Source organism: Streptomyces sp. SID8374 (assembly GCF_009865135.1).
Lineage (GTDB): Bacteria > Actinomycetota > Actinomycetes > Streptomycetales > Streptomycetaceae > Streptomyces.
In genome coordinates, this window is sequence record NZ_WWGH01000001.1 from 2,476,091 (window position 1) to 2,497,102 (window position 21,012).

Here is a 21,012-nt window from a genome sequence, read left to right on the forward strand (position 1 = left end):
TCCGGCTCACCGGGGACGCATGGCGGTGAGCTTCCCCCAGACGACGAGCCGGTAGCGGGAGCTGAACTCGGGGGTGCAGGTGGTGAGGGTCAGGTAGTAGCCGGGCTCGCTGTACCCGACGGACGTGGTGATGTCGGAGCGGGGCACGGGCGCGATGACCCCGCTGTCGGAGGGCGCGGTCCGGGCGAGGCTCTTGTCGACGGTGTACGTGTGGACGGCGTCCCGGGTCTCGACGGTGATCCGGTCACCACGCCGCAGCCGGTCGAGGCGCCGGAAGGGCTCGCCGTGGGTGTTGCGGTGCCCGGCGAGCGCGAAGTTCCCGGCCTGCCCGGCCTGGGCGGTGCGGGTGTAGTGCCCGACGTACCCCCGGTCGAGGACGCCGCCTTTGCTGGTGCCCTCGGCGACGGGGGCGGTGAGCCCGATACGGGGGATGCGGAGGACGGCGTAGGCCTGGTCCCAGCGGGGGGTGGCGGGGGTGTCCGACGGTTCGGCCCCGCGGGCGGTGCCGGAACCTACGGCGGCGGAGGAGGAAGAGGGCTGGGGCTGAGGCACCACGGGGTCGCCGGCCGGCTCGCCGCTCGGGACCACCGGTGGCGGCGGACCCCACTCCCGCTGAAGGGCCTGGACGGTACGCCCGGCCTCCTGACGGGCCTCACGGTTGGTCCACCAGAGCTGATGGACAACAAGGAGAAGAAGAAGCAGACCGAAGGTGACGGCCATCTCGGCGAAGCCCCAGAGCCCACGCGCGAGAAGGTCGCGCCGTCGGCGACCGGCCCGCGGGCCCGGCTTCCGGGACACGGCACGACGTACCGAGGCGGGCATCGCGCCGCATGGCGCACCACGTACGGATGCCGACACCGCACCGCGTAAGGGTGCCGGCCCCCGATCGCGCTTCCGTGCCCGTCCCCGATTCCGCACGGCGGGCACGATAGAACCAACGTACGGAACTCTCCATACCCACCACCGGATTCCACTCCTCCCGCAGACACCCCCCGCCGTCGGATCCCGCTGACGCCCCCACTCCGGGACCGGCTTCCGACCTCTCCTCCCGACGGCCGCTGTCCGGCAGTACCGTGTGATCCATGCGCCCCGACACGCCTGCCGACCACACCACCGAAGCCGAGCGCCTGCTGCGCACCGCGGCGCAGTACCCCGAGGACCAGGAACCGCTGGTCCTCCAGGCCGCGGCCCATCTGGAACTCGCCGGTGACCGTTCCCGCGCGAGCACGCTCTACGACGACCTGCTGGCCGCCCCCGAGTCCACCGTCGAGAACCCGCACCTGATCAAGGCCCTGAAGGCGTCGAACCTCTGGGAGTACGGGCACGAGGCCGAGGCCCGCGCGATCATCGAGGGCATCCGCGCCGCGGGCCCGCTGGACGCGGCGACCTGGCAGGTCGCCGCCGAGACTCTGGAGGCGCACGACGAGCTGGAGTCGGCGCACGACTTCTTCTCGACCGCGCTGACGCTGCTGCTGGCCCCCGGCGAGGAGGTCCCGTACGCGACGCAGTCCCTGCTGACCGGCCGCCACCGGGTGCGCAGGCTGATGGGCCTGGACCACGACACCTGGGACGAGCTGGCCGGCGCGCTGCACACGGCCCCGGTCCCGCTGGACGAGCTCCACGACCCGAAGCGCGTGTGGTCGCTGGGCTCCTCGGACCCGGTGGAGCTGAAGGCGGAGATCACCCGCCTGCGCGCGGAGCTGGGCACGTACCGCACGGCGCTGTCGCGCCCGTTCCCGGTGGCGGTGCTGCACTGGCCCGAGCAGGAACTCCGCGAACTCCTGACAACGTACCCGGAGTTGACGGACGAGTACGTGGACCGGGAGACCCACCTGTCCCGCCTGGAGGCGTCCCTGCGCGACCTACAGGCGACGGGCACCCCGAACCTGGGCATCGTCAAGGGCACGGTCCCGTCGTACGAGGCCTTCGCCGCCTCGGAAGCCGCCTCCCCGTCCGGCCCGGGCCTGCTCCCCCAATACGCCACCACCCTCGCCGCCCGAGGCCGAGCCACCCCCTGGCCCCCGTCCCGCACGGCTGCCTGCTGGTGCGGGTCGGGGGAGGCTTATGGGGGGTGCCACGGGGGCGGGTGAACGCCTCCCCCAGAGGGCCTCCCGACTCGCCTGGGCAACGCGGCGAAAGGCCGAATGTGAGGTAATCCTCCACTTCAGGGGGCACCGCAGTAGCAGGAGCCTCTTTCAGCGACGCCCAGCAATCTAGACTGGTGCTTTCTCGCTGACCGCACTCGCGGTCAGTTGTACATGCCCGCCTCGGTGGACTTGCCGGGATCTTCGCACCCAGAGATGGACTCGCTAACGTGTTCGAGTCCAATCTGCCGCGAGTGCACCGAGCGCGCGGCGGGCAGTGCGCACGTATGGAGGACACATGGCGGACCTGCAGGCTGTCGAAATCTGCGCGGGTGCGGGCGGACAGGCTCTAGGGCTGGAACGCGCTGGATTCGAGCACGCGCTGGCCGTCGAACTCGACCCGCAGGCCGCCGCCACTCTGAAGGAGAACCGGCCGCAGTGGGACGTGAAGGTCGGCGATGTCGCCAACCCCGGCGTCTGGGAACCGGCCGATTTCCGGGAGGTCGACTTGATCGCTGGAGGCGTTCCCTGCCCCCCCTTCACCATCGCCGGAAAGCAGCTGGGGGCGACGGATGAGCGAGACCTCTTCGCGTGGGCAGTCAAACTCGCAGAGCGAGTTCGGCCGAAGGCACTCCTCCTGGAGAACGTCCGCGGGCTGAGCGCGAACCGCTTCGCCGCCTACCGGCAGAACGTCCTCGATTCCCTGCAGAACGCGGGCTACTCCGCGCAGTGGAAGCTTCTCCACGCTGCCGACTACGGCGTGCCGCAGCTCCGCCCCCGCTTCGTGCTCGTAGCGATGCTGCCGGAGTACGCCGAATTCTTCAGTTGGCCAGAGCCCCATGGGGAAGAGCGCACGACCGTCGGGGAAGCCCTGTACGGCATGATGGCCGCGAAGGGCTGGGAAGGCGCCGAGGCCTGGGCGGCCAAAGCGGACCAGATCGCTCCCACGGTCGTCGGCGGATCGAAGAAGCACGGCGGCGCGGACCTCGGGCCGACGCGCGCGAAGGCGGCCTGGGCGAAGCTCGGCGTGGACGCGCTCGGAATCGCCAACGACGGCGATGTGCCCGGGCCGGGCTGGGAGCCTGCCGATGCGAAGCCCGGACCGAAGCTCACAGTCGAGATGGTCGCCCGCATCCAAGGGTGGAAGCCCGAAGACAAGTGGGTCTTCACAGGCAAGAAGACCAGCAGGTACCGCCAGGTGGGCAATGCCTTCCCGCCGCCCGTCGCCGAGGCGGTCGGAGAGTCGATCGCCCGTGCCCTCCGGCAGGAGGGCACACCCACGAAGCTGGTGGAGGCCACCGAGGTCATTCACGACCCCGTCTACAAGCTGCTCCGCGGCATGGAGCGCCCCATTGGCGTGGAGCAGATCATCGGCCGTCTGGAGAAGACCGGACAGCGCATGTCGGAACCTGAGGTCGAACGCCACATCGCCCACTTGGAGCGGGACTTCGTAATCGAGAGGATCAAGCGCTCCAGCGGCTCCCTGGGCTACACCCTCGGAGAATTCAAAGCGTTCACCGGACAGGAGGAGCACGAGCGGCATGAGCTGTTCTCCCTGAACCAGGCGAAGATCAGCTGAGAGCGCCGACCGGCCGTATGCCTGGCAGTTCGGCGGTCACGGATCCTGCCGTGGGCGGTCGGGAGCCCCGGCTTCCCGCCGCCGGGCGGTCACCGCCTCGACAACGGTCTTAGCGCATGCCACGGGGTCGAGGTGCTCCCAGAAGCGGAGCACGAGCCACCCCGCATCGGCCAGGCGCTGGTCCGTCTCCCGGTCGCGCTGGACGTTCCCGCCGATCTTGTCCTCCCAGTACGGCCGGTTCGTCTTCGGCATGACGAAGTGGTCGGGACAGCCGTGCCAGAAGCAGCCGTCGATGAAGACAGCGACCTTGGCCGGGCGGAAGACCATGTCGGCGGTACGCCGCATCTTGGGGAGGGGCTTGGCCGCCACCCGGTAGCGCAGGCCGACGGCGTGGACGAGGGAGCGGAGGAGCAGCTCGGGCGCAGTGTCGCGACTGCGGTTGCCGAGCATGCTCCGGCGGTTCGCAGCCGAGGACGCCCACGAGCCTTCCGGCGGTGTCCACGGCTTCGCCGACTGCTCTGACTTTGCTTGATCGTTCATATCTCCGGCAGTCTCGGTACTGCTTCCTCCGGGTCCCCAGGACTCGCCAAGACCCAGTCCCGGCCGTCCAGCTCCACTCTCGGCGCTCCCGCGTGGTGCGGGCGGGCGGCCGCGAGGCGGGCACTCACAGATTCTCCAGGCCCTGGGACGGGCAGACCCAGCGCGCGGGCGATGCGGCCGTGGCTCGAGTAGTGGCCCAGAATCACGATGCCCCGCGGTTGGAGCCTTGAACGCGAGCCGCCGTTGTAGCGGACGCGCTTCATGTAGTCCTCCTGCATAGCCACCGTAGCAACGACCGTGCGGCTGACCCGGCGGCCATGCGCGCGCAGGAAGAGCTCGTCCACCCGGCGCTGTCCGCTCTTGTGGGAAAAGATCGCTTCGATGTCGGCGTCAGAGAGCCGCAGCAGCATGTTCTCCTGTAAGGGCGCGTCCCGGTACAGCCAGCGCACAGCGCCCCGGCCCATCGCGCTGAGGGTCTTCTTCGCGTCGCGGTTGCCCCCGCTGTTGAGCCGTTCAGGCAGAGCGCGCACGAGTCCGGCCGTCCACCGGGACTGCTCGTCGCTGGCCCACACGACGAGCAGCAGGTGGTTGAGGGCCTCCGGAGGGATCATCCACCCGCCCAAGGTCTGCGAGTACTTGCAGTCGACGTCCGACCCGGCGATCGAGTAGTCCATGCTGGCGCCGTCAGCGAAGCCGAACTCACGCTGGAGATTGATCTCGATGAGGGTGCCCAGATGCGCCTTCTCGGTCTTGTAGAGCTGGTCCCAGCGGAAGCGGCCGGTGTGCTGCCCGTCCAACAGCATGTCCATGCTGCGCCGGATGGCGCCGGCGAAGCGGCTGCCGTCCCGGTCCGCACCGAGGACCGTCTGGGCGACGGCGTCCAATTCCGGATCACCGGGCCCGTCCACAAGCCACAAGGTCGTCTGCACTCCTACTGCTTCACCGTCCACGGCGGGACTCTATCCGGCTGGGGGAGAATACGGGGAGTCCGCCAACCGCGGTACACCCACCGGGGAGCTGCGGTTTTCGTGCCCCGATCGCGGAAGCGGCCCTGTCCACCAGGGTCATTGCGGGGAGCGCGTACCGAGGTGCTCGAGCAGAGCCTGCACATCGGCCGCGTTCATGCCTGCGGCCAGCGGCGCCTCGTCCTCGGGGTCGGCCAGCTGCTGCACCTCGGGGTCGTCGAGGATGCGGCCCATGAAGTCCAGCTTCTCGGCCAACCTCATGGAAACCACGTCATCCACGCTTCCCTCGGACGCGAGCACGGTAATGCGCGTCTCGGTCCCCGGCGCGAGGCCGAGGCGGTGGATGCGGTCGAGGCTCTGGAGGAACCGGCCAGCCTGGAAGTCCCGGTCCACGTAGACGGCGTCGTGGCAGACCTGGTGGAGGCTGATCCCTTCGCCGAGGGTCGCCGGGTTGGAGATCAGCACGGCACAGTCCGGGTCCTCCCGGAAACGCCGCAGCTCCTCCTCCCGGTCAGCCGTCCCACCGTGCACAGCGGCCGGGTGGAAAGGAGCGAGCAGCGCTTGGAGGGAGGTGATGCTGCGGACGAAACTGGTCCACACCAGGGTCTTGCGCCCAGCGGCGGCGTTGGCGGAGACGATGGACAGGGTCTCCCGGTACTTGGGGGGGAGCTCGTAGTCGGGCAGTCGGCGCAGGAGGGCAAACAGCGAGTCCCCCTCGGACACGTCAAGGGGCGGTACTCGGAAGTGCAGCGGTTCGTAGCGGGTTGAGCCCCCTACGAGCAAGGCTGGGCTTGTGGCCGCCATCAGCAGGCGCAGCACTGCCTTGCCGAGGTCCTCGAAGTAGCCCTTGTCAGCCGCTGCCCGGATCGAGAACCTGCCTACCAGGGCGTCGTAGATCTCGCGGTGCAGCGGAGGCATGGCGAGGCGGCGGACCCGGGTCTCGACAGGGGGGAGGCCGAGCTCCTCTTTGGTCGTACGCGTATACAGCGGGCGCAAGACCTGGCTGGCGTAGGCGAGGTCGCCGCCGTCCACGGCCTGGGTGACCACGCGCCGGCCATGGCCGGGCCAGACGAAGGAGAGCAGGTTCTCCAGGTCTTTGGCGCTGTTCGGCGCCGGAGTGCCGCTGAGGATCATCCGGATCCGGCTGAGGGGGCCGAGCGCCATGCAGGCGGCCCCGTACACCCCGGCTCCGCCGAGCTTCATGCGGTGGGCCTCGTCGAGGATCAGCATGGTGGGGGCCGCCTTGACCCACTGGGACAGCCCGGTGAGCGCGCGGTCCAGGCGCTCGTAGTTGACTAGGAGGATATCCGCCGAAGCGGGTGCCGAATGGCCGAGTATCTGGACGTCGAGGGGTGTGGAAAAGCACTCTCGGGCTTCGTACTCCCATGCCTCGTAGGCGGACTTGGGGCTTACCACCAGGATGCGGCCCACTGCCCCCTGTTTGCGCAGGGCGGAGAAGACAGCGAGGGAGACGCGGGTCTTGCCGGCGCCAGGCACGCTGAAGTTGGCCCCGTGGCCCACGGAGAGCAGCCGGGCGATGTCCCGGAGCTGGAACGGCGTGAGAGGGGCCGTCCAGTCGTCGCCGAGCAGCTCGAGAACCGCCTCCGGGGTGACGGTGTCTTTTTCAGAAGCGCCGTTGAGGAGGCGATCCGCCGTCTCCGCCGTATCGAGCATCTCGCTGACCAAGGCGCGGAAGTCGTCCTCCCAGACGACGCTCTCGGGCTGCGGCCACGACGCGAGGGCGCTGAGGCTGGCGAGGAAGCTGTCGAGAGGGACAGCCGCTGAGAGCCGGTCGGTCATCCGGCCGCTGGGGAAACTGGCGATCATCTGTCCGAGAGCGCTGCGGCACTCCGGCACTGTCCGCAGTGCCGCCTGGGTGCGGGTGGTGTCGAAGCCGATCGTCAGGCTGGGCTGGTCACCCACTCAATCGGCCTTCCCCATCGCTTCAAGAAGCCACGTCACACCGTCACCGGGCTCCTGGACTGTCCGCCTCACCTCAACGGCGAGCTTCTCCAGCTGCTGCCGCAGGTCGCTGACGGCGTCATCGAACGCCTCCTCGTCCAAGCTCCGCCGCGCGCGCGACATGACGAGGTCGGTGATGCACTGGTCGATGTTCCGGCCGGCATCAGCGAGGCGGGCGGGAGCAGCCTGTTTGCGCTTCTTGATACGTGCGTCGCGGCCGGCGTCGGTAATCGCCTCGTCCAACGCAATCCTCAACCGCTCGAACTCCCTCTGTGCCTCAGCAGCAACCTCCGGTGACGCAGAACTGCCGGGCTCGCCCACAGCCCTCGCGTGCAGGACGGCGTCGGTCAAGGCCTTGGCAGCGCTGAGGTCAGCTGAAGGCCCCTCCACTGCGCGTCCCAGGCCGGGGATGGCGATACCCGCCGACCCGGCCGGTGCGGCCGCCGGGGCCTCGCTGGCAGGCAGCGTCTTGCAGAGGTACTTCTGCCGGAAATCGTGGTCGACAAAACGGACATCCGTTTTGGCGAAACCGAGCAGCATCGCGGCCAAGCGGTTCTCTACAAGGAGGTCCGCCTTCGCAGGGTTGACGGCGTACTGCTTGGCGTAGGCCCGCTGCAGTTCGCGGAACTTCTCGGCCTGCTCCTCGAAAACGACAAGGGAGAGACGCTCCCCCGCCGCCTCGCTGCGCTGCACCAAAGACTCGATGAGGGCGAGCACCCACTGGTCCTGCCGACAGCGCGCCGTAGTAGTGCGGAAGGTGCTGGCGATAACGGAGAGCGGAGTCCCCAAGTCGACCAGTTCTTGGACCGCGAGCAGATGGTTGATGTAGGAGTAGTCCCGCCGGTGCTCTTTGCGCAGCTGCAGGGAAAGCTCGATGGCCGCGACATCCTGCCAACTACAGGAGGGCGGAAGCACGGCGACACGCATAGCGTGCGCAGGGCCGAACAGCTCCAGTAGCGCAGCACGCCTGGTGTTGCCGTTGACGAGGACGCCCTCGTGCGTGATCAGCCCCGGTTCACTCTGCCCGAACTCCTTGAGGCTCCCCATCAGCTCGTCGAACTCGGGATCCGTCCGTGCCGGGTCAGCGGGGACCACTTGGAGGAGGCGGCCGAGGTAGGCCTGGCTGTCCGTGTCCCAGGGGGACGCCTCGAGTGCTGCGGCTCGCTCGGGGTCGTGGCCGGCCTGCGCACGGATACGGTGAGTCGCGGGGTTGTAGTAGAGGTCGCCGACCGGCATCTGGATCACTTCCAGGTGCTCAGGCTGCCCCCGCCACTCCACGGTGAAGGTCTCACGAGTGCCTCCGCCGGCCGCGATCTCGTCTAGTCGGGCCCGGACGAGGGCCCTGTTCTCCTCCGCGCCGGGGGGCAGCCCGTAGTCCTTCGCCATATCCGCCTTGCTCCTGCCTCTGCTCTCATACCTGCGGGAATGCTCTGTGCCGCCTTGCACGGGCTCAGTCGAGGCCCAGTTCCGCGCGGAGCCGCCTCCGGGAGTCCTCCGGCAGGGAGCGGTACTCGCTCCAAACCTGCTCCAGGCGGCTGAACTGGCGCTGGTCGTTGGCAACCCAGTCGGACAGTACATCGCGCTCGGTGGAACTCAGAGCGGCGGTCTCCTTGAGGACCCGGTCCAAGTCTGCCGTAACCGACTTGCCGCCGATGCGGCACCGCTTGCATTCGGTGATCAGCTCGCTGGCCTTCGTGCCATCGGGCTTGACGACGTCCCGGCGGGCGATGTCCAACTGGGCCCCCTCGTAGGTGCCGGCGTAGAACTCACCGGGCGTGATGCCGCAGGAGCGGCACATGTGGCCGTCCTTCTGCAGCACCTCGCGCCGCCGTCCCGCCCCGATAGCCGTCGTACCCGTCTTGCGGGTAGCACGGCCAGGCTCCCAGACGGGATCGCCGCGCTCCACAAAGCGCTGCTCGTGTGAGTCGAGGCCGGCATCCTCCCGATTTGTGTCGATACGCCATCCGAAGTCGCGAAGGTCCCGCATGCGCCGATCGACCTGTGACACCCCGGGGAACTCCCCACGCAGCCGCTCCTTCGTGAAAGTCCCCCCTTCGCCGACCTCCGCGACAAGCCACAGGGCGACGCGCTTCATCGTTCCGAGGCTGTCATCCCGCCAGGACGGCACCATGGTGTCTCCTAAGTGTTAATGAGTGGTCACGTTCGCTTCGTCACCGACAGCGGAGATTCCGCTGGTGACGATTTCAGACATTCATTACTAGCACGACCGCCCACTAGAATTCCAGCGGTTTGGTGATCTCAACCTTCCGAGGAGGGCCTCGGAAGCGAAAAGGTGCACCTTGGCACCTTGCGTCCACTTTTGAGGCATATGGCCTGATTACCTCAAAAGTATTCAGCGGAAATCACAGAACCACTCCTCACCCTCCCTTGCGGACGCTAGGCTCCCGGTGATCACCCGTTCCCGCAGGGCCTCTGCGGGACGCCCGGCTAGCGAGAGGGCCTTTTGGGCATGCCGTCACTTGGATCGATCAGCACCTCCTGCGTGCCGTGGGCCACGGTGGAGGTGCAGGCGTTCGCCTGCCGCCTCAAAACCCTCATCCCGCGCCTCCGCCCGGGCTCCACCGTGGCCGAGAAGGCGCGGGCGCTGCACGTCTCCCCCTCCCTCCTCTCCCACTGGCTCAACGGGCGCAGGCTGCCTCGACCCGCAGCTTTGAGCGAGATGGCCGCGCTTGCGGCCGAGGGGGTGTCGGCCCACGAAGAAGAGGTCGCGCTCAGGCGGGAGTTCACACAGCTCGGAGAACTCCTCCGGGAAGCACGCAGGTCATCTTGCCGCCGCTGCGAGGGCAGCTGCCGCTGTCGGAGGGCGACCACCGAGGGGGACCGGCGCAACGGTCCGACGGGCAGCGACGCCGCCACAGGGGACCGGCGCAACAGTTCACCGAGAACCATCGCCGCCAGCACCTCCGCCGACGGCGGGTCGGGCTTCCTCGACCGCCTCGCCGCACTGCCGCCCGCCGACCGGGCCTCCCTCCTGTGGAAACTCGGCGCCACCTGGGGCGAGAGGGAAGCCGGAAGGGCGATCAAGGTGCTGGCCGACAAGCGAATGCATTCGGAGGTGGAAATCATCCTCCGCTCCGCAGAGGCCGCCGGGCGGGATCCGGTAAGAATTGCCCTCACCCTCAGCGGATGTGGTTAAGATTCGAAGAGGCGGTTTTCTGTACCATCCAGCAGCAGCAAGGAAATCGAAAAGGGGGATAATTGGCACGCGCTGACGCTTTGGCGGAGCTTTGCTCCCGCTTCGATGACAGGGGCCCCTCGCCCCCTCATCGAGAGTGCAGGGAAGGCCGGCCGGAAGGTCGCCAAACCATGGTCCGACCTCCCCTGCGGGAAACACCCCTGTTCACATTCGAAGCCAACAAGGAGTTCCCAGTTATGAATTATAAGGCCCGCATGGCGTCCACCGCCAGGAAGCTGAAGGCCTCCACCTCACGCCTTCGCTGTTACGCCGGCAACGTCGGCCTCCTCGCACCCTTGCGCGCAAAGGGGCCGCGCCTCGCCCGCCTCGTCGACCGCATTGCCCCCGGCACGCCCTTCTGGACGAAGAGTCGGCGCCGCATGCGGTTCCTCCGCTGGACGCTGGCAGTCCAGCTCCTCAAGGGCGCCGCCTACGCCGGAGGCGGCATCCTGCTCTCGCGGTACTTCGGGGGCTGACGCTGGTTCCGTGCTCCGGACCCGCCTCGCAACGACGGACGGGCGCGGGCAGGCCGGCCGTCACAAGCCAGGCCGCAGAAGCAGGGAGTACATGGAAGCGACTGGGTCGGCTGGGGTGCCCGAGGACGTGTCCTCGGGCACCCCAGCCGACCGCGCGAAGCTGCGTCGCGAACCAATCTCCCTGAACGCTCGTCCTGAAGACCAAAGCCGAAAGGACGAAAAGGCTTGGTTAAGCGGACGGGCAGAACGTGGGCGCTTCCGGACTCACGCCGACGAGAGTGGGTGGTTGCCGGGGTCGCCCTTGGTGTGGCTGGGGTCATGGGGCTTCATCGGGTGATCCCCAACTCCCCTGGGCGGGTGGGGAGTCTGGTCGAGTCCTTTCTGCCGTGGGGCGGGGGCGTTGTCGTCCTGTTGTTTGTCGTCGCCCTCGTGCGGCGGTCCGGTGTCGCCCTTGTGGCTCTGCTGCTGCCCGTGGGTGTCTGGGTGCAGGGCTTTGGGGGGTTGCTCCTGCCCGGGGCCGGCGCCGAGTCCGGGGCGCGGGAGTTGGTCGTTGTGCAGCACAACGTCAGTGATGAGAACCCCGATCCGGCCGGGACCGCCCGGGCCCTTCTCGTGGCCGGGGGTGATCTCGTTGCGCTGGAGGAGGTGGTGACGCCTGCGTTGGCCGTGTACGAGGACGTTCTCCGGGGCGACTATCCGCATCACGTCGTCCACGGCACCGTCGGGCTCTGGTCCAAGTACCCGATCAGGGAAGATCAGTTGGTTGATATTCGGCCTCAGGGGTTCGAAGCAGGGTGGAGTCGGGGGCTGCGTGCCGTCGTGGCGACGCCGTACGGGGATGTCGCCGCTTACGTCGCTCATCTGCCCTCCGTACGGGTCGGGGCCCGCGGGCTCGCCTCCTCTTCGCGGGATGAAAGCGCCCGGATGCTGGGGGATCTCATCCGGCGCGAGGAGGAGCAGGCCGTGATCCTCATGGGGGACCTCAACAGCACCGTCGACGATCGCGGACTGGAGCCGTTGACCTCGCAGTTGAACGTTGCCGAGCGCGGGTTCGCCTTCAGTTATCCCGCCGCCCTCCCCGTGGCCCGGATCGATCAGGTCCTGGCCCGGTCCGGCCGCGTCAGTCACATGCGTACGTTGCCTGCCACCGACAGCGACCACCTGCCCGTCGCCGCCCGCGTCACCCTCGACCCGCTCCCGCCCTCAGGCCGTCCTGCCCCGTAGCGCGTCCGCCTTCGCCACCGCCACGAAGCGTTGGCGCCAGGTCATGTCGGGCGGGAAGTCGTAGGTGTCCGTGTCGACCATCCAGCCCGCGTACGCCGTTGCCCGGCGGCAGTCCGCGCACTCCGTCTCGTCGCCCAGCGGGCGGAAGAGGTGCTCCTCTTCCTCGTCCTCGGTGCCTGTGCAGACGATCAGGGGCTTGACCGGTGGGGGCGGTGGCTCCGGGGGCGCGGCGGGGGCCGGTGGTACCGGGCACTTGTGGGTCAGCCGGTGGCGCAGGAAGCCGAACGCCGAGCGCACCCCCGCCTCGGGGGGTTCGGCCAGGAGGGCGTGGCGTAGCTCCGACTCCGACAGGCCGCGCTCCAGCCACTTGGCCGCCTCCACCGCCAGGGTGCGCGCCTCGCCCACCCCCAGGAGCAGTTCACGGCGTGAGTGGCGTAGGGAGAGCAATACCCGTTCCGCCCGCGTCAGTTGTGGGGGTGGCGGCTCCTCCTCCACTTGCTGCGCGGGGGTTTGTTCGCGTGCGGCTTTCGTCTGCTGCTCCGGTTCGGAGGGTGGGTGGGGAGTGTTCTCAACATGGTGTTCTTCCTCCGGTTCATAGCCACCGGCCGGCCGAGGAGTCGGCTCACCGACCGTCGGAGACTGCGTACTCGGTGGTGGGCAGGGCTGTTCGGCCTGCCGTAAGCGGTCCGCGTTCGGCGTCAGCCTGGCGCGTACCGCCTTCGCCTCGTCCCGCGTCAGCGGCGTATTCGAGAAGAGCTGCTCCGTGAGCCAGCGGCCGCCGTCGCCCTGGGACCGCCACTCGTGGACGTAGCCGTGCTCCACCAGTTGCTTCTTGGCCTGCTGGTACGAGCGGCCCTTCATGTCCAGCTTCCGGGCCAGTTCGCCGAGCGGGCGCTCCGTGGCGGATTCGGGGAGGCCCTGGACGTACAGGAGGAGGATCTTGGCGTCGCTGTTCATCCGGCGCGAGCGTACGACGGTGTGCGGAGCCTTGGTCCAGCCCGAAGAGGGCGCGATAGCATGACGCAGCATTTCTGGTGGGTCCTGTCCACTGGGGGTGTAAGGCCCTCGGTGGGTGTTGTCGCACCTCCGGGGGCCGCCCCATGCGCGCGGGCGCGCACATAGGGTGATGCCGTCGTCACGCTATCTCGGCCTAACCCTCCACCACCACGCGCACATGCGTTCGCCTCGTCACCTCAAGTCCCTCTGACGGCGCGCACGATCCGGGTGAAACGGCGAAGAGCGGGCAGGAGGGTCTCTCGTGAGCACTTCAGCGATATCAACGGCCACGCCGATCTACGACCTCCTCGTCCAGGAGCGCGGGGACGCCCTGGCCGAGGCCCGTACCGCCGCCCACCGGACCCAGGACGAGGCACGGCAGGCGCTGGACTGGAGCAGCGTGCGGATCGCCGCTGCCCAGCGGGAGGAGCGGGCGTTCTCCGCGTTCGGCCGTTCCGATCGCTCCGGTGACGACGACGGGTTTGTACGGGTTCTGCCGATGTAGCCCGCGGCTGCCTCTCCGCGCGCCCTGTCCGGCGTACCGACGTATGGGCGTACGGGATGGGGGCCGCTCCATGTGGGAACGGCCCCCGGTGATCACTGGAGCCGGATCAGCTGTAGATGCCGAACTCGTGCAGCGAGTAGCCCCAGCCCGTGCCCCGGGCCGTGAGGTGGAGCCGTACGTGGCGGGCCGTTTCGGTCAGGGCGATGGTGTCCACGTCACCGTTGCCGTTCGTCGTGGTGTGGACCGTACGCCAGGACGTGCCGTCGTCCGAGACCTGGACCTCGTACGACTTGGCGTACGCCGGGTCCCACACCAGTTGCAGGGTGCGGAGGGGTGTCCGTGCGCCGAGGTCGACCGCTATCCACTGCGGGTCGCTCCAGTCGCTGGCCCAACGGGTGTCGAGGCGGCCGTCGGTGGCGCGCTCCGGCGGGCAGGGGCAGTCGCCGTACGACGCCTGCGAGCTGGAGGCCGTGGTGGGCTTGCCGAGGGCCACGTTGGTGCCGGTCATCGGCGGGGCGACGACCTTGACCGACTTCGTCTCGATGCCCGCGTTGCCCTTGCCGTCCTCCGACTGGATGTAGACCTTCCACACCCCGAGCTTCTCGGGCGCGGTGACCGCGAACGTACCGTTGCCCGTCGACCTGAACCGCGCCGGGACGAGCCCCTTGTCGCCGCTGGCGTAGTTGCCGCTGAGGAAGATCTTGTTCGTCACCGGGTCGTTCTCGGGGTCGCGGATGTCCGCCCGTACGGTGAACTCCCCGCCCGCCGGGGCCGATCCGGCCGGCGTCACCGTCATGTTGCTGATCACCGGCGGCAGGTTGTCACCGTTGTTGGAGCCCGTGAACGCCTTCTTCACCGAGTAGTACGACAGCCGCTTCAGGCCGTCGGGGATCAGGTTGAACCACACCCCGCCGAAGTCGTGCTCCAGGCCGTAGTGGAAGAGGGTCGCGCCCAGCGCCACGCCCTGGTGGCCCATGGTGCAGTCCCAGGCCTTGGTGTAGCCGTCGCGCTTCTGTACGTCGGTGGGCTCGTCGGGTACGCCGTTGGCGTCGTCCGGCACCTCCCACTCACCCGCCGGACCGGTCTCGGTGATGATGTAGGGCTTGGTGTAGCCGCCGTCCACCCAGTCCTTGCGGACGCCGCAGATGTCGCCGTACGCGTTCATCGAGTACAGGTCGAGGTCCGGGGCGTTGCGCTTGTAGTACGGCCAAGCGCCCGTCCACGCGTCGGTGGAGGTCACCGGGTGGTCGGCGTCGATGGCGTGGATCCGCTTGGCGGCGTCGTTCACGAAGGTCGTGTACGCGTTGCGCTGTGCCTCCAACTCCGCGCCGCCGTAACAGTTCTGGAGGCCGAGCACGGACTCGTTGCCGACGTTCCACATGAGGGTCGCGGGGTGGTTCTTGTACGTTTCGACCCACCGGGCGATCTCGGTGAGCATCGTCGACTTGTACGCGGTGTCGGTGACGTAGTTGACGCAGCCGCCGCTGCCGGGGCCGCCGCCGGGCTGGAGCCAGAAGCCGTTCATCACGCGCAGGCCGTTCGCCGCCGCCGCGTCGAGGAGCGGTTTGGTGCTCGCGTCCGTGCCCCAGGTGCGGACCGTGTTGACGCCCATCGACTTCAGGTCGGGCATGTAGCGCGGAGCGTCCGCCATCGACGGGCCCCAGGTCAGGCCCTTGACCGTGTACGGCTGGCCGCCGACGGTGAGCTGCCACGCGCCCTGCGTGCCCGTGACCTTGACGGCGCCGCCGGCCGGGGGCGGGGTGTCGCCGCCCTGGGTGCCGTAGACCTGGAACTCCCAGAGGGAGTAGCCGTAGCCGCTGGAGCGGGTGGTGCCGAGCATCCGGACGTAGCGGCCGGAGCCGGTGAGGGCCAGGTCGTCGGTGCCGCCGTCGGAGTCGGTGACCTTGCGGATGGTGGTCCAGTCCGTGCCGTTGTCGCTGACCTGGATCTCGTACGCCTTCCCGTAGGCGCCCTCCCAGGTCAGTACGGCGCGGCTCAGGTCGGACCTCTTGCCGAGGTCGATCCGGATCCACTGCGGGTCCGACCACTGGCTGGCCCAGCGGGTGGTGGTGAGGTCGCCGTCGACGGCCTGTGCGGCGGAGAAGCCGTCGCCCTCCTGCGAGGAGGCGGTGGCGGGCTTGCCCTGGGAGATCAGGGGGTCGGCGGCCCTCGCCTCGGTGGGTGCGGTGAGGACGGTGAGGGAGGAGGCGAGCAGGGCGGCGAGGGTCAGGGTGAGCGCGGGCCTGCGGAGGGATGGCAGGGCGGGGAGGGTGGGGAGGGCGGGTCTGCGGAAGTGGGGCAGGGAGGGCAAGGAAGGCATTGCGGCTCCTGAAGGGGTGAGGGGGATGCGGGTGCTGAGAAGTGAGGCGATGCGGGTGCTGAGGGGTGAGGGGACGCGAGTGCTGAGAAGTGAGGGGATGCGGACGGCCGCCGTCGGGGAGGACGGCGGCCGTCCGGGGGGAGAGAGCCAGGAGGTGAGCCGGTGACGCTGAAGGTCGGTGAGTTAGCCAGTGACCGTGCGGGTCGGTGAGTTAGCCGCTGACCGTGGTGGAGTTGCCCCGGGGCCGGGGTCAGGCCCGGCCCCGGGAAGCCCTCCCCCGCAGGTCAGAGGTTCACCGCAGAGATTCACCTCGGGGAACCGATCAGGGGAAGGACACCACCGTCGACGGCACCGTCGACGTGCCCGCCGGGACCGTGGAGGCTCCCGTGTTGTTGATGACGTGGTTGTAGTGGCCCATTCCGCCGAGCGACACCACCAGCAGGCTGTGGAACTTCACGTTCGGCTTCACCGGGGCCTTGAAACCGTGGTCCTGGCGGATCGTCGGGTCGACGTTGTAGTTGCAGTAGCTGCCCAGACCCCAGCCCTCGTGTACGTCGACCGAGTCGTCGACCCGGTAGGCGGCGAAGCCCTTGGTGTCGCCGTTCTGGATGGCGGCCTGGTCGGGCGCGTCGTACGCCTTCTCGTTCTGGTAGAAGATCGTCCGGCCGCGCTCGCCGTACCACTCGACGTCGTACTTGTTGAAGTGCTCCACAAAGAGGCCGGTGGCGAGTACGTCGTCGCCGTACACCCGGACCCCGTAGTCGGCCCGGTTGGTCTCCCAGCCGACGCCCTCGCCGTGGTCCGCGCGCCACACCCAGGTGTGGTCGATGATCACGTCGTCGCTGTGGACGGCGATGGAAGTGGTGGCCTTGCCGGCGCCCGCGCCGCCGATGCGGACGTAGACGTCCTGGACGGTGGTGGGGTTGGCGGAGTGGTCCGCTGAGGAGTTCTGCGGGCCGACCTCCAGCAAGGTCGGGGAGTTGACCGTACCGGCGTCGATCAGGAAGCCGGCGAGCTTGACGCCGTCGACGTCGGCGACCTTCATCGCGGTGACGCCGTTGTCCGGGATGATCGTCGCGAGGCCGAGGCCGAGGACGACTGTGTTCGCGCGGTTGACGTTGATGGTCTGGTCGACGTGGTAAATGCCGGGCGTGAAAAGGAGGTTGAGGCCCTGGGCCAGCGCCTGGTTGATCGTGGCGGCGGTGGCGCCGGGCTTGACGACGTAGAACTGGTCCAGGCCGATCGACGTGCCCTGCGGGGTGCCGTTCCAGGAGACGCCCCGGGCGTCGGTGCGCTTGGCGGGGACGAAGACCTTGTACGTGTTGCCGTCCAGGTGGAGGAACGGCTTCTCACGGGAGATCGGGGTCGTCTGGAGCGTGGTGTAGCGGGGCTCGGGGAACGAGGTGGCGGGTGCGCCCTCGACGCCCGAGAAGGTCTGGTTCCAGACGGAGTTGGACCAGCCGCCGATGGAGCTCTCGCGGGTGTACCACTGCTGCTGCGAGTAGTTGCCGACCTGGCCGTCGATCTTGCTGTCGGCGATGTAGCCGCCACTGGCCCAACCGTAGCCGTCGGGGGCGAGGTTGAGGCCGCCCTTGACGTGCATGCGGCGGAAGGAGGCGGCCTGTGAGACGGCCCAGCGGTTGGTGCCGCTGACCGGGTTCAGCGCCAGGTTCTCGGCCGAACGCCAGAAGTTCTGCGTGGCGTTGCCGCCGAACCAGCCCGCGTCGACGGTCACGTCACCGTTGATGGTGGTGTCGTCCGGCTTGAGGCCGAGGCCCGAGATCGAGGTGTAGAAACCGATCTGGGCGTTGAGGTTGTTGTAGGTGCCGGGCTTGAAGAGGAACTGGTGCCGGCCGTTGCCGAAGTGCGACGCCTCCTGCTGGGCGAACACCTCGTCCAGCTTGGCCTGGATGTTGGGGGTGGAAGGGTCGAAGACGTGCACGTTCGGGCCGAGGTCGCCGCCGCCGGGCAGTTGCGGGCCGCCGGTGCCGCCGGACTCGCCGTAGACCTTGAACTCCCAGAGCGAGAAGCCGTATCCGGTGCCACGGGCGGTGCCGTACATCCGGACGTAGCGGGCTTCACCGCTGATGTTCAGGGTGTCCGTGCCGCCGTCGCCGTCGGCGGTCTGGTAGGCGGTCGACCACTCGGAGCCGTTGGCCGAGAGTTCGATGCGGTAGCCCTTGCCGTAGGCCGTCTCCCAGTCCAGGACCACCTGGCTGATCTGGGTCGTCGCACCGAGGTCGACGCGGATCCACTGCGGGTCGGAAGCGGCGCTGGACCAACGGGTGTCGGCGTTGCCGTCGACGGCCGCGGCGGCCGGGGTGCCGTAGTTCTCCTCGCTGGAGGCGGTGACCGGCTTGCCCTGGGAGAGCAGTACGGGTGCGGCCTCGGCCTTCGTGGCGGGGACGAAGGCGAGAAGGGTGGCGGCGAGAGCGGTGGCCATCGCGGCGACGATGCCGCGGGCCACCGGTCTCGGTCTGCGGGTACGGCGGCCGGTGCCGTGGGACACCGGGGCCGCTGGGGATATGCCGACTGCGGGCATGCGGGTGCTCCTCGAAATGGAACTGCGATGGGAGAGCGCTCTCCCGGAACCTTGCCCGCCGCATCGGTCACGGTCAAGAATCCTGACACGACTTTTCTTTCGGCGTGGATTAAGTCGATGCCCCTGCGCGGGGGATGACGTTCAGTCAGGCGCTATGCGGCCGGGCCCCGGCCAACTCGCCGAACAGGTCGATCAGGCCCCCTCGCTGGTCAGTTACCACCTGCGCAAGCTCGCCGAGCACGGCTTCGTGGCCGAGGCGAGCGGGCACGGCACGGACGGCCGCGAGCGGTGGTGGCGGGTGGCGTCCGAGAAGGGGTGGGGCTTCCGCGACGCGGACTTCACGGGTACGCCGGAAGGGGCCGCCGCCGTCGGTTCGGTGCTGCGCGGCCTCCTCGACAACCGCTCCGCCCAGTACCGCGCCTACCTCGAACAGAGCGCCGCCTGGGGCGAGGAGTGGACCGACGCCGCCTTCAGCTCCGAGTGGCTCATGGCCCTGACGTCCACCGAACTCGCTGAGATGAGCGCCGAGTTGGAGGTCGTCGCCCGGCGGTGGCGGGAGCGCGGCAAGGCCGCCAGGAAGGCGGGCGAGACCGAGGGGCGCGAGCACGTGTCCGTGCATCTGTACGGGTTCCCGTTCCGGCCCTGAGCCCTGAGCCTCGCCTCGCCGCGCGGTCATCCGCGCGGTCCGCACCCGAGGAGACTCCATGTCCGCCCCAGAGACCGCCTTGCCCCAGAGACCCGCCGCGCCCCGGCCCGCTCACCGCGACGCCAACGTCCTGCGCTGGCTCGCCGCATACACCGCCTCGCTCATCGGCGACAGCGTCTACTTCGTCGCCCTCGCCTGGTCGGCCCAGAAGGTCGCCGGGCCCGCCGAGGTCGGCCTGGTCATGGCCGCCGGAGCGGTTCCCCGGGCGCTGCTCATGCTGGGCGGCGGCGTGGCGGCCGACCGGTTCGGGGTGCGCCGGATCGTGCTCGGCAGCGACGCCGTGCGGTGCGTCCTCATCCTCGCCGTGGCGGCCGGGGTCGCCGTCACCGCGCCCGCGGTGTGGATCCTGGTGGCGCTGGCCCTCGCGTTCGGCGTGGTCGACGCGCTGTTCGTCCCGGCCGTCGGGGCCCTCCCGCCCCGCATCACCGGCCCGGACCAACTGGCCCGCGTGACCGGCATGCGTACGTTGTCGATGCGGGTCAGCCAGATCAGCGGCCCGCCCCTCGGCGGCCTGGCCATGGGGTTCGGCGGCGCGTCGGCCGCGTTCGCGGTGGCGGGGGTGCTGTTCGCCGTGTCGCTGCCGCTCCTGCTGACCGTACGGCTGCGACCGCCAGGAGTGCCCGAGCCCGAGCCCGAGGATGCGGCAGACGTACGGGGTGAGGCGGCGCCCGCCCCCGGCACCGCCTGGCAGGACCTCATCGGCGGTCTGTGCCACATCCGCCGCCACCCTCTCATCGGCCCGCTCATCGCGGTCATCGCCCTCTGCGAGCTCGGGCTCACCGGCCCCCTCAACGTCGGCATGGTCCTGCTCAACGGCGAGCGCGGCTGGGGGCCTTCGGGGTACGGGTGGATCATCAGCGGGTTCGGGGCCGGGGCCACCGTCGGGGCCGTCCTGCTCACCGTCGCCGGACGGCTCCCCCGGGCCGGGCTGACCCTGGCGGGGACGCTGCTCGTGGGGTGCGCGGGCGCGGCCGGCATCGCCCTGGTCCCCACGCTGCCGCTCGCCGTGGCCGTGGCCCTCGCCGTGGGCCTGGCCATGGGCATCTGCGGCACCCTGGGCAACGCCCTCGTACAGACCGCCGCCGACCCCGCCTACCTGGGGCGGGTCACCTCGGTCGTGATGCTCACCTCGGTGGGCCTGGCGCCGCTGACCTACCCGTTGGTCGGGGCGGCCGTCGGGGCGTGGGGGTCCGCGCCGGTCTTCATCGGGTGCGGGGCGTTCGGGAGCCTCGGGGTGGTCGTCGCGCTGGGCTGCGGGGCGGTGCGGAGGGCCGAGCTGCCGCGATCACGCCCGCGCCCGTCGAAGGCTTGACGAGGCCCGCCGGGCGGTGCCCCGGCCTGCCGGGTCCAGGGAATTGACCCATGATTCCGGCGTACAAATGCACCCTGCCCCAGGTCGCTTCCGTACCTACGGTCGTTGCATGACCACGTTCCAGGTACCTCAGCGCATGAACTTCTCCGCCGTCTCCCCCAAGGTCTTCAAGGCCGTCCTCGCCCTCGACGCCGTCGCCCGCGAAGGGCTCGACCCCGTACTGCTGGAGCTGGTGCAGATCCGCGCCTCGCAGGTCAACCGCTGTGCTTACTGCATCGATTACCACACCTCCGACGCCCGCAAGGCCGGGGAGTCGGAGGAGCGGATCCACCAGCTCGCCGCTTGGGAGGAGTCGAGTCTCTTCACCGAGAAGGAGCGGGCCGCCCTCGCGCTGACCGAGGCCGTCACCTTCCTGCCCGAGGGGGTGTCGGACGAGGTGTACGAGGAGTCCGCGCGGCACTTCGAGGAGAAGGAGCTCGCCCAGCTCATCGCGCTCATCTTCACCACCAACGCGTGGAACCGGATGAACGTCACCACGCGCAAGACGCCCGGTACCGAGTAGCCGGCCGATCCTCCGCGGGCGGTGGCCGTCGTGTCGGCCGCCG

18 protein-coding genes are annotated in these 21,012 nt (G+C 69.3%); 9 read left to right on the top strand and 9 right to left on the bottom strand.

Annotation, left to right across the window (positions count from 1 at the left end; all coding sequences use genetic code 11):
* Positions 1-6: 6 nt before the first annotated feature.
* Positions 7-822 carry a class E sortase gene (locus GTY67_RS10935; RefSeq protein ID WP_161278532.1) on the bottom strand — a complete coding sequence of 272 codons (816 nt, stop codon included), beginning with the start codon at positions 820-822 and terminating at the stop codon, positions 7-9.
* Positions 823-1,082: 260 nt separating this feature from the next.
* Here GTY67_RS10935 and GTY67_RS10940 point away from each other — a divergent pair, with 260 nt between their 5' ends.
* Entirely contained in the window at positions 1,083-2,090 is a 1,008-nt protein-coding gene (locus GTY67_RS10940) for an SEC-C metal-binding domain-containing protein (protein ID WP_161278533.1), read from the top strand.
* 292 nt (positions 2,091-2,382) lie between these two features.
* Positions 2,383-3,663 carry a DNA cytosine methyltransferase gene (locus GTY67_RS10945; RefSeq protein ID WP_161278534.1) on the top strand — a complete coding sequence of 427 codons (1,281 nt, stop codon included), beginning with the start codon at positions 2,383-2,385 and terminating at the stop codon, positions 3,661-3,663.
* A 36-nt stretch (positions 3,664-3,699) separates the two neighbouring features.
* Here the strand turns inward: GTY67_RS10945 and GTY67_RS10950 are convergent, their stop codons facing one another.
* From GTY67_RS10950 to GTY67_RS10970, 5 genes are all read right to left on the bottom strand, one after another.
* Positions 3,700-4,203 carry a very short patch repair endonuclease gene (locus GTY67_RS10950; RefSeq protein WP_161278535.1) on the bottom strand — a complete coding sequence of 168 codons (504 nt, stop codon included), beginning with the start codon at positions 4,201-4,203 and terminating at the stop codon, positions 3,700-3,702.
* Positions 4,200-5,153: a NaeI family type II restriction endonuclease gene (locus tag GTY67_RS10955; RefSeq protein ID WP_161278536.1), complete on the bottom strand. Its 954-nt coding sequence runs from the start codon at positions 5,151-5,153 to the stop codon at positions 4,200-4,202. Before GTY67_RS10955 ends, GTY67_RS10950 begins: the two co-directional genes overlap by 4 nt.
* Positions 5,154-5,267: 114 nt before the next feature.
* Complete coding sequence (locus GTY67_RS10960) at positions 5,268-7,091, bottom strand: DEAD/DEAH box helicase (protein ID WP_161278537.1); 1,824 nt, start codon at positions 7,089-7,091, stop codon at positions 5,268-5,270.
* Positions 7,092-8,516 carry a transcriptional regulator gene (locus tag GTY67_RS10965; protein ID WP_161278538.1) on the bottom strand — a complete coding sequence of 475 codons (1,425 nt, stop codon included), beginning with the start codon at positions 8,514-8,516 and terminating at the stop codon, positions 7,092-7,094.
* Positions 8,517-8,580: 64 nt separating this feature from the next.
* Positions 8,581-9,261, bottom strand: a complete 681-nt coding sequence (locus GTY67_RS10970; protein ID WP_161278539.1) for a hypothetical protein — start codon at positions 9,259-9,261, stop codon at positions 8,581-8,583.
* Positions 9,262-9,600: 339 nt separating this feature from the next.
* On the opposite strand from GTY67_RS10970, the gene GTY67_RS10975 reads away from it, so the two are divergent.
* From GTY67_RS10975 to GTY67_RS10985, 3 genes are all read left to right on the top strand, one after another.
* A complete protein-coding gene (locus GTY67_RS10975; RefSeq protein ID WP_161278540.1) occupies positions 9,601-10,287 on the top strand; it encodes a helix-turn-helix transcriptional regulator in 687 nt (228 codons plus the stop codon).
* A 254-nt stretch (positions 10,288-10,541) separates the two neighbouring features.
* Positions 10,542-10,802, top strand: coding sequence for a hypothetical protein (locus GTY67_RS10980; RefSeq protein ID WP_161278541.1), 261 nt, complete (start codon positions 10,542-10,544; stop codon positions 10,800-10,802).
* A gap of 282 nt (positions 10,803-11,084) precedes the next feature.
* Positions 11,085-12,026, top strand: a complete 942-nt coding sequence (locus GTY67_RS10985; RefSeq protein ID WP_343238662.1) for an endonuclease/exonuclease/phosphatase family protein — start codon at positions 11,085-11,087, stop codon at positions 12,024-12,026.
* Here GTY67_RS10985 and GTY67_RS10990 read toward each other — a convergent pair.
* Positions 12,006-12,983 (bottom strand): hypothetical protein, encoded by a 978-nt coding sequence (locus tag GTY67_RS10990; protein WP_237502584.1) that lies wholly within the window; start codon positions 12,981-12,983, stop codon positions 12,006-12,008. The two genes, GTY67_RS10985 and GTY67_RS10990, sit on opposite strands and share 21 nt — an antisense overlap.
* Before the next feature lie 301 nt (positions 12,984-13,284).
* On the opposite strand from GTY67_RS10990, the gene GTY67_RS10995 reads away from it, so the two are divergent.
* Entirely contained in the window at positions 13,285-13,527 is a 243-nt protein-coding gene (locus GTY67_RS10995; protein WP_161278544.1) for a hypothetical protein, read from the top strand.
* Positions 13,528-13,633: 106 nt separating this feature from the next.
* On the opposite strand, the gene GTY67_RS11000 is transcribed toward GTY67_RS10995, so the two are convergent.
* Together GTY67_RS11000 and GTY67_RS11005 are read right to left on the bottom strand one after the other, a co-directional pair.
* Positions 13,634-15,847 carry a discoidin domain-containing protein gene (locus GTY67_RS11000; protein WP_237502585.1) on the bottom strand — a complete coding sequence of 738 codons (2,214 nt, stop codon included), beginning with the start codon at positions 15,845-15,847 and terminating at the stop codon, positions 13,634-13,636.
* Between the two features lie 322 nt (positions 15,848-16,169).
* Positions 16,170-18,290: a discoidin domain-containing protein gene (locus GTY67_RS11005; protein ID WP_202461924.1), complete on the bottom strand. Its 2,121-nt coding sequence runs from the start codon at positions 18,288-18,290 to the stop codon at positions 16,170-16,172.
* 253 nt (positions 18,291-18,543) lie between these two features.
* Here GTY67_RS11005 and GTY67_RS11010 point away from each other — a divergent pair, with 253 nt between their 5' ends.
* The 3 genes from GTY67_RS11010 to GTY67_RS11020 all read left to right on the top strand — a co-directional run bounded on the left by GTY67_RS11010 (position 18,544) and on the right by GTY67_RS11020 (position 20,969).
* Positions 18,544-19,035: a winged helix-turn-helix domain-containing protein gene (locus GTY67_RS11010; protein ID WP_237502586.1), complete on the top strand. Its 492-nt coding sequence runs from the start codon at positions 18,544-18,546 to the stop codon at positions 19,033-19,035.
* 58 nt (positions 19,036-19,093) lie between these two features.
* Entirely contained in the window at positions 19,094-20,407 is a 1,314-nt protein-coding gene (locus GTY67_RS11015) for an MFS transporter (RefSeq protein WP_161278545.1), read from the top strand.
* A 109-nt stretch (positions 20,408-20,516) separates the two neighbouring features.
* Positions 20,517-20,969, top strand: a complete 453-nt coding sequence (locus tag GTY67_RS11020; protein ID WP_237502587.1) for a carboxymuconolactone decarboxylase family protein — start codon at positions 20,517-20,519, stop codon at positions 20,967-20,969.
* Positions 20,970-21,012: the final 43 nt, after the last annotated feature.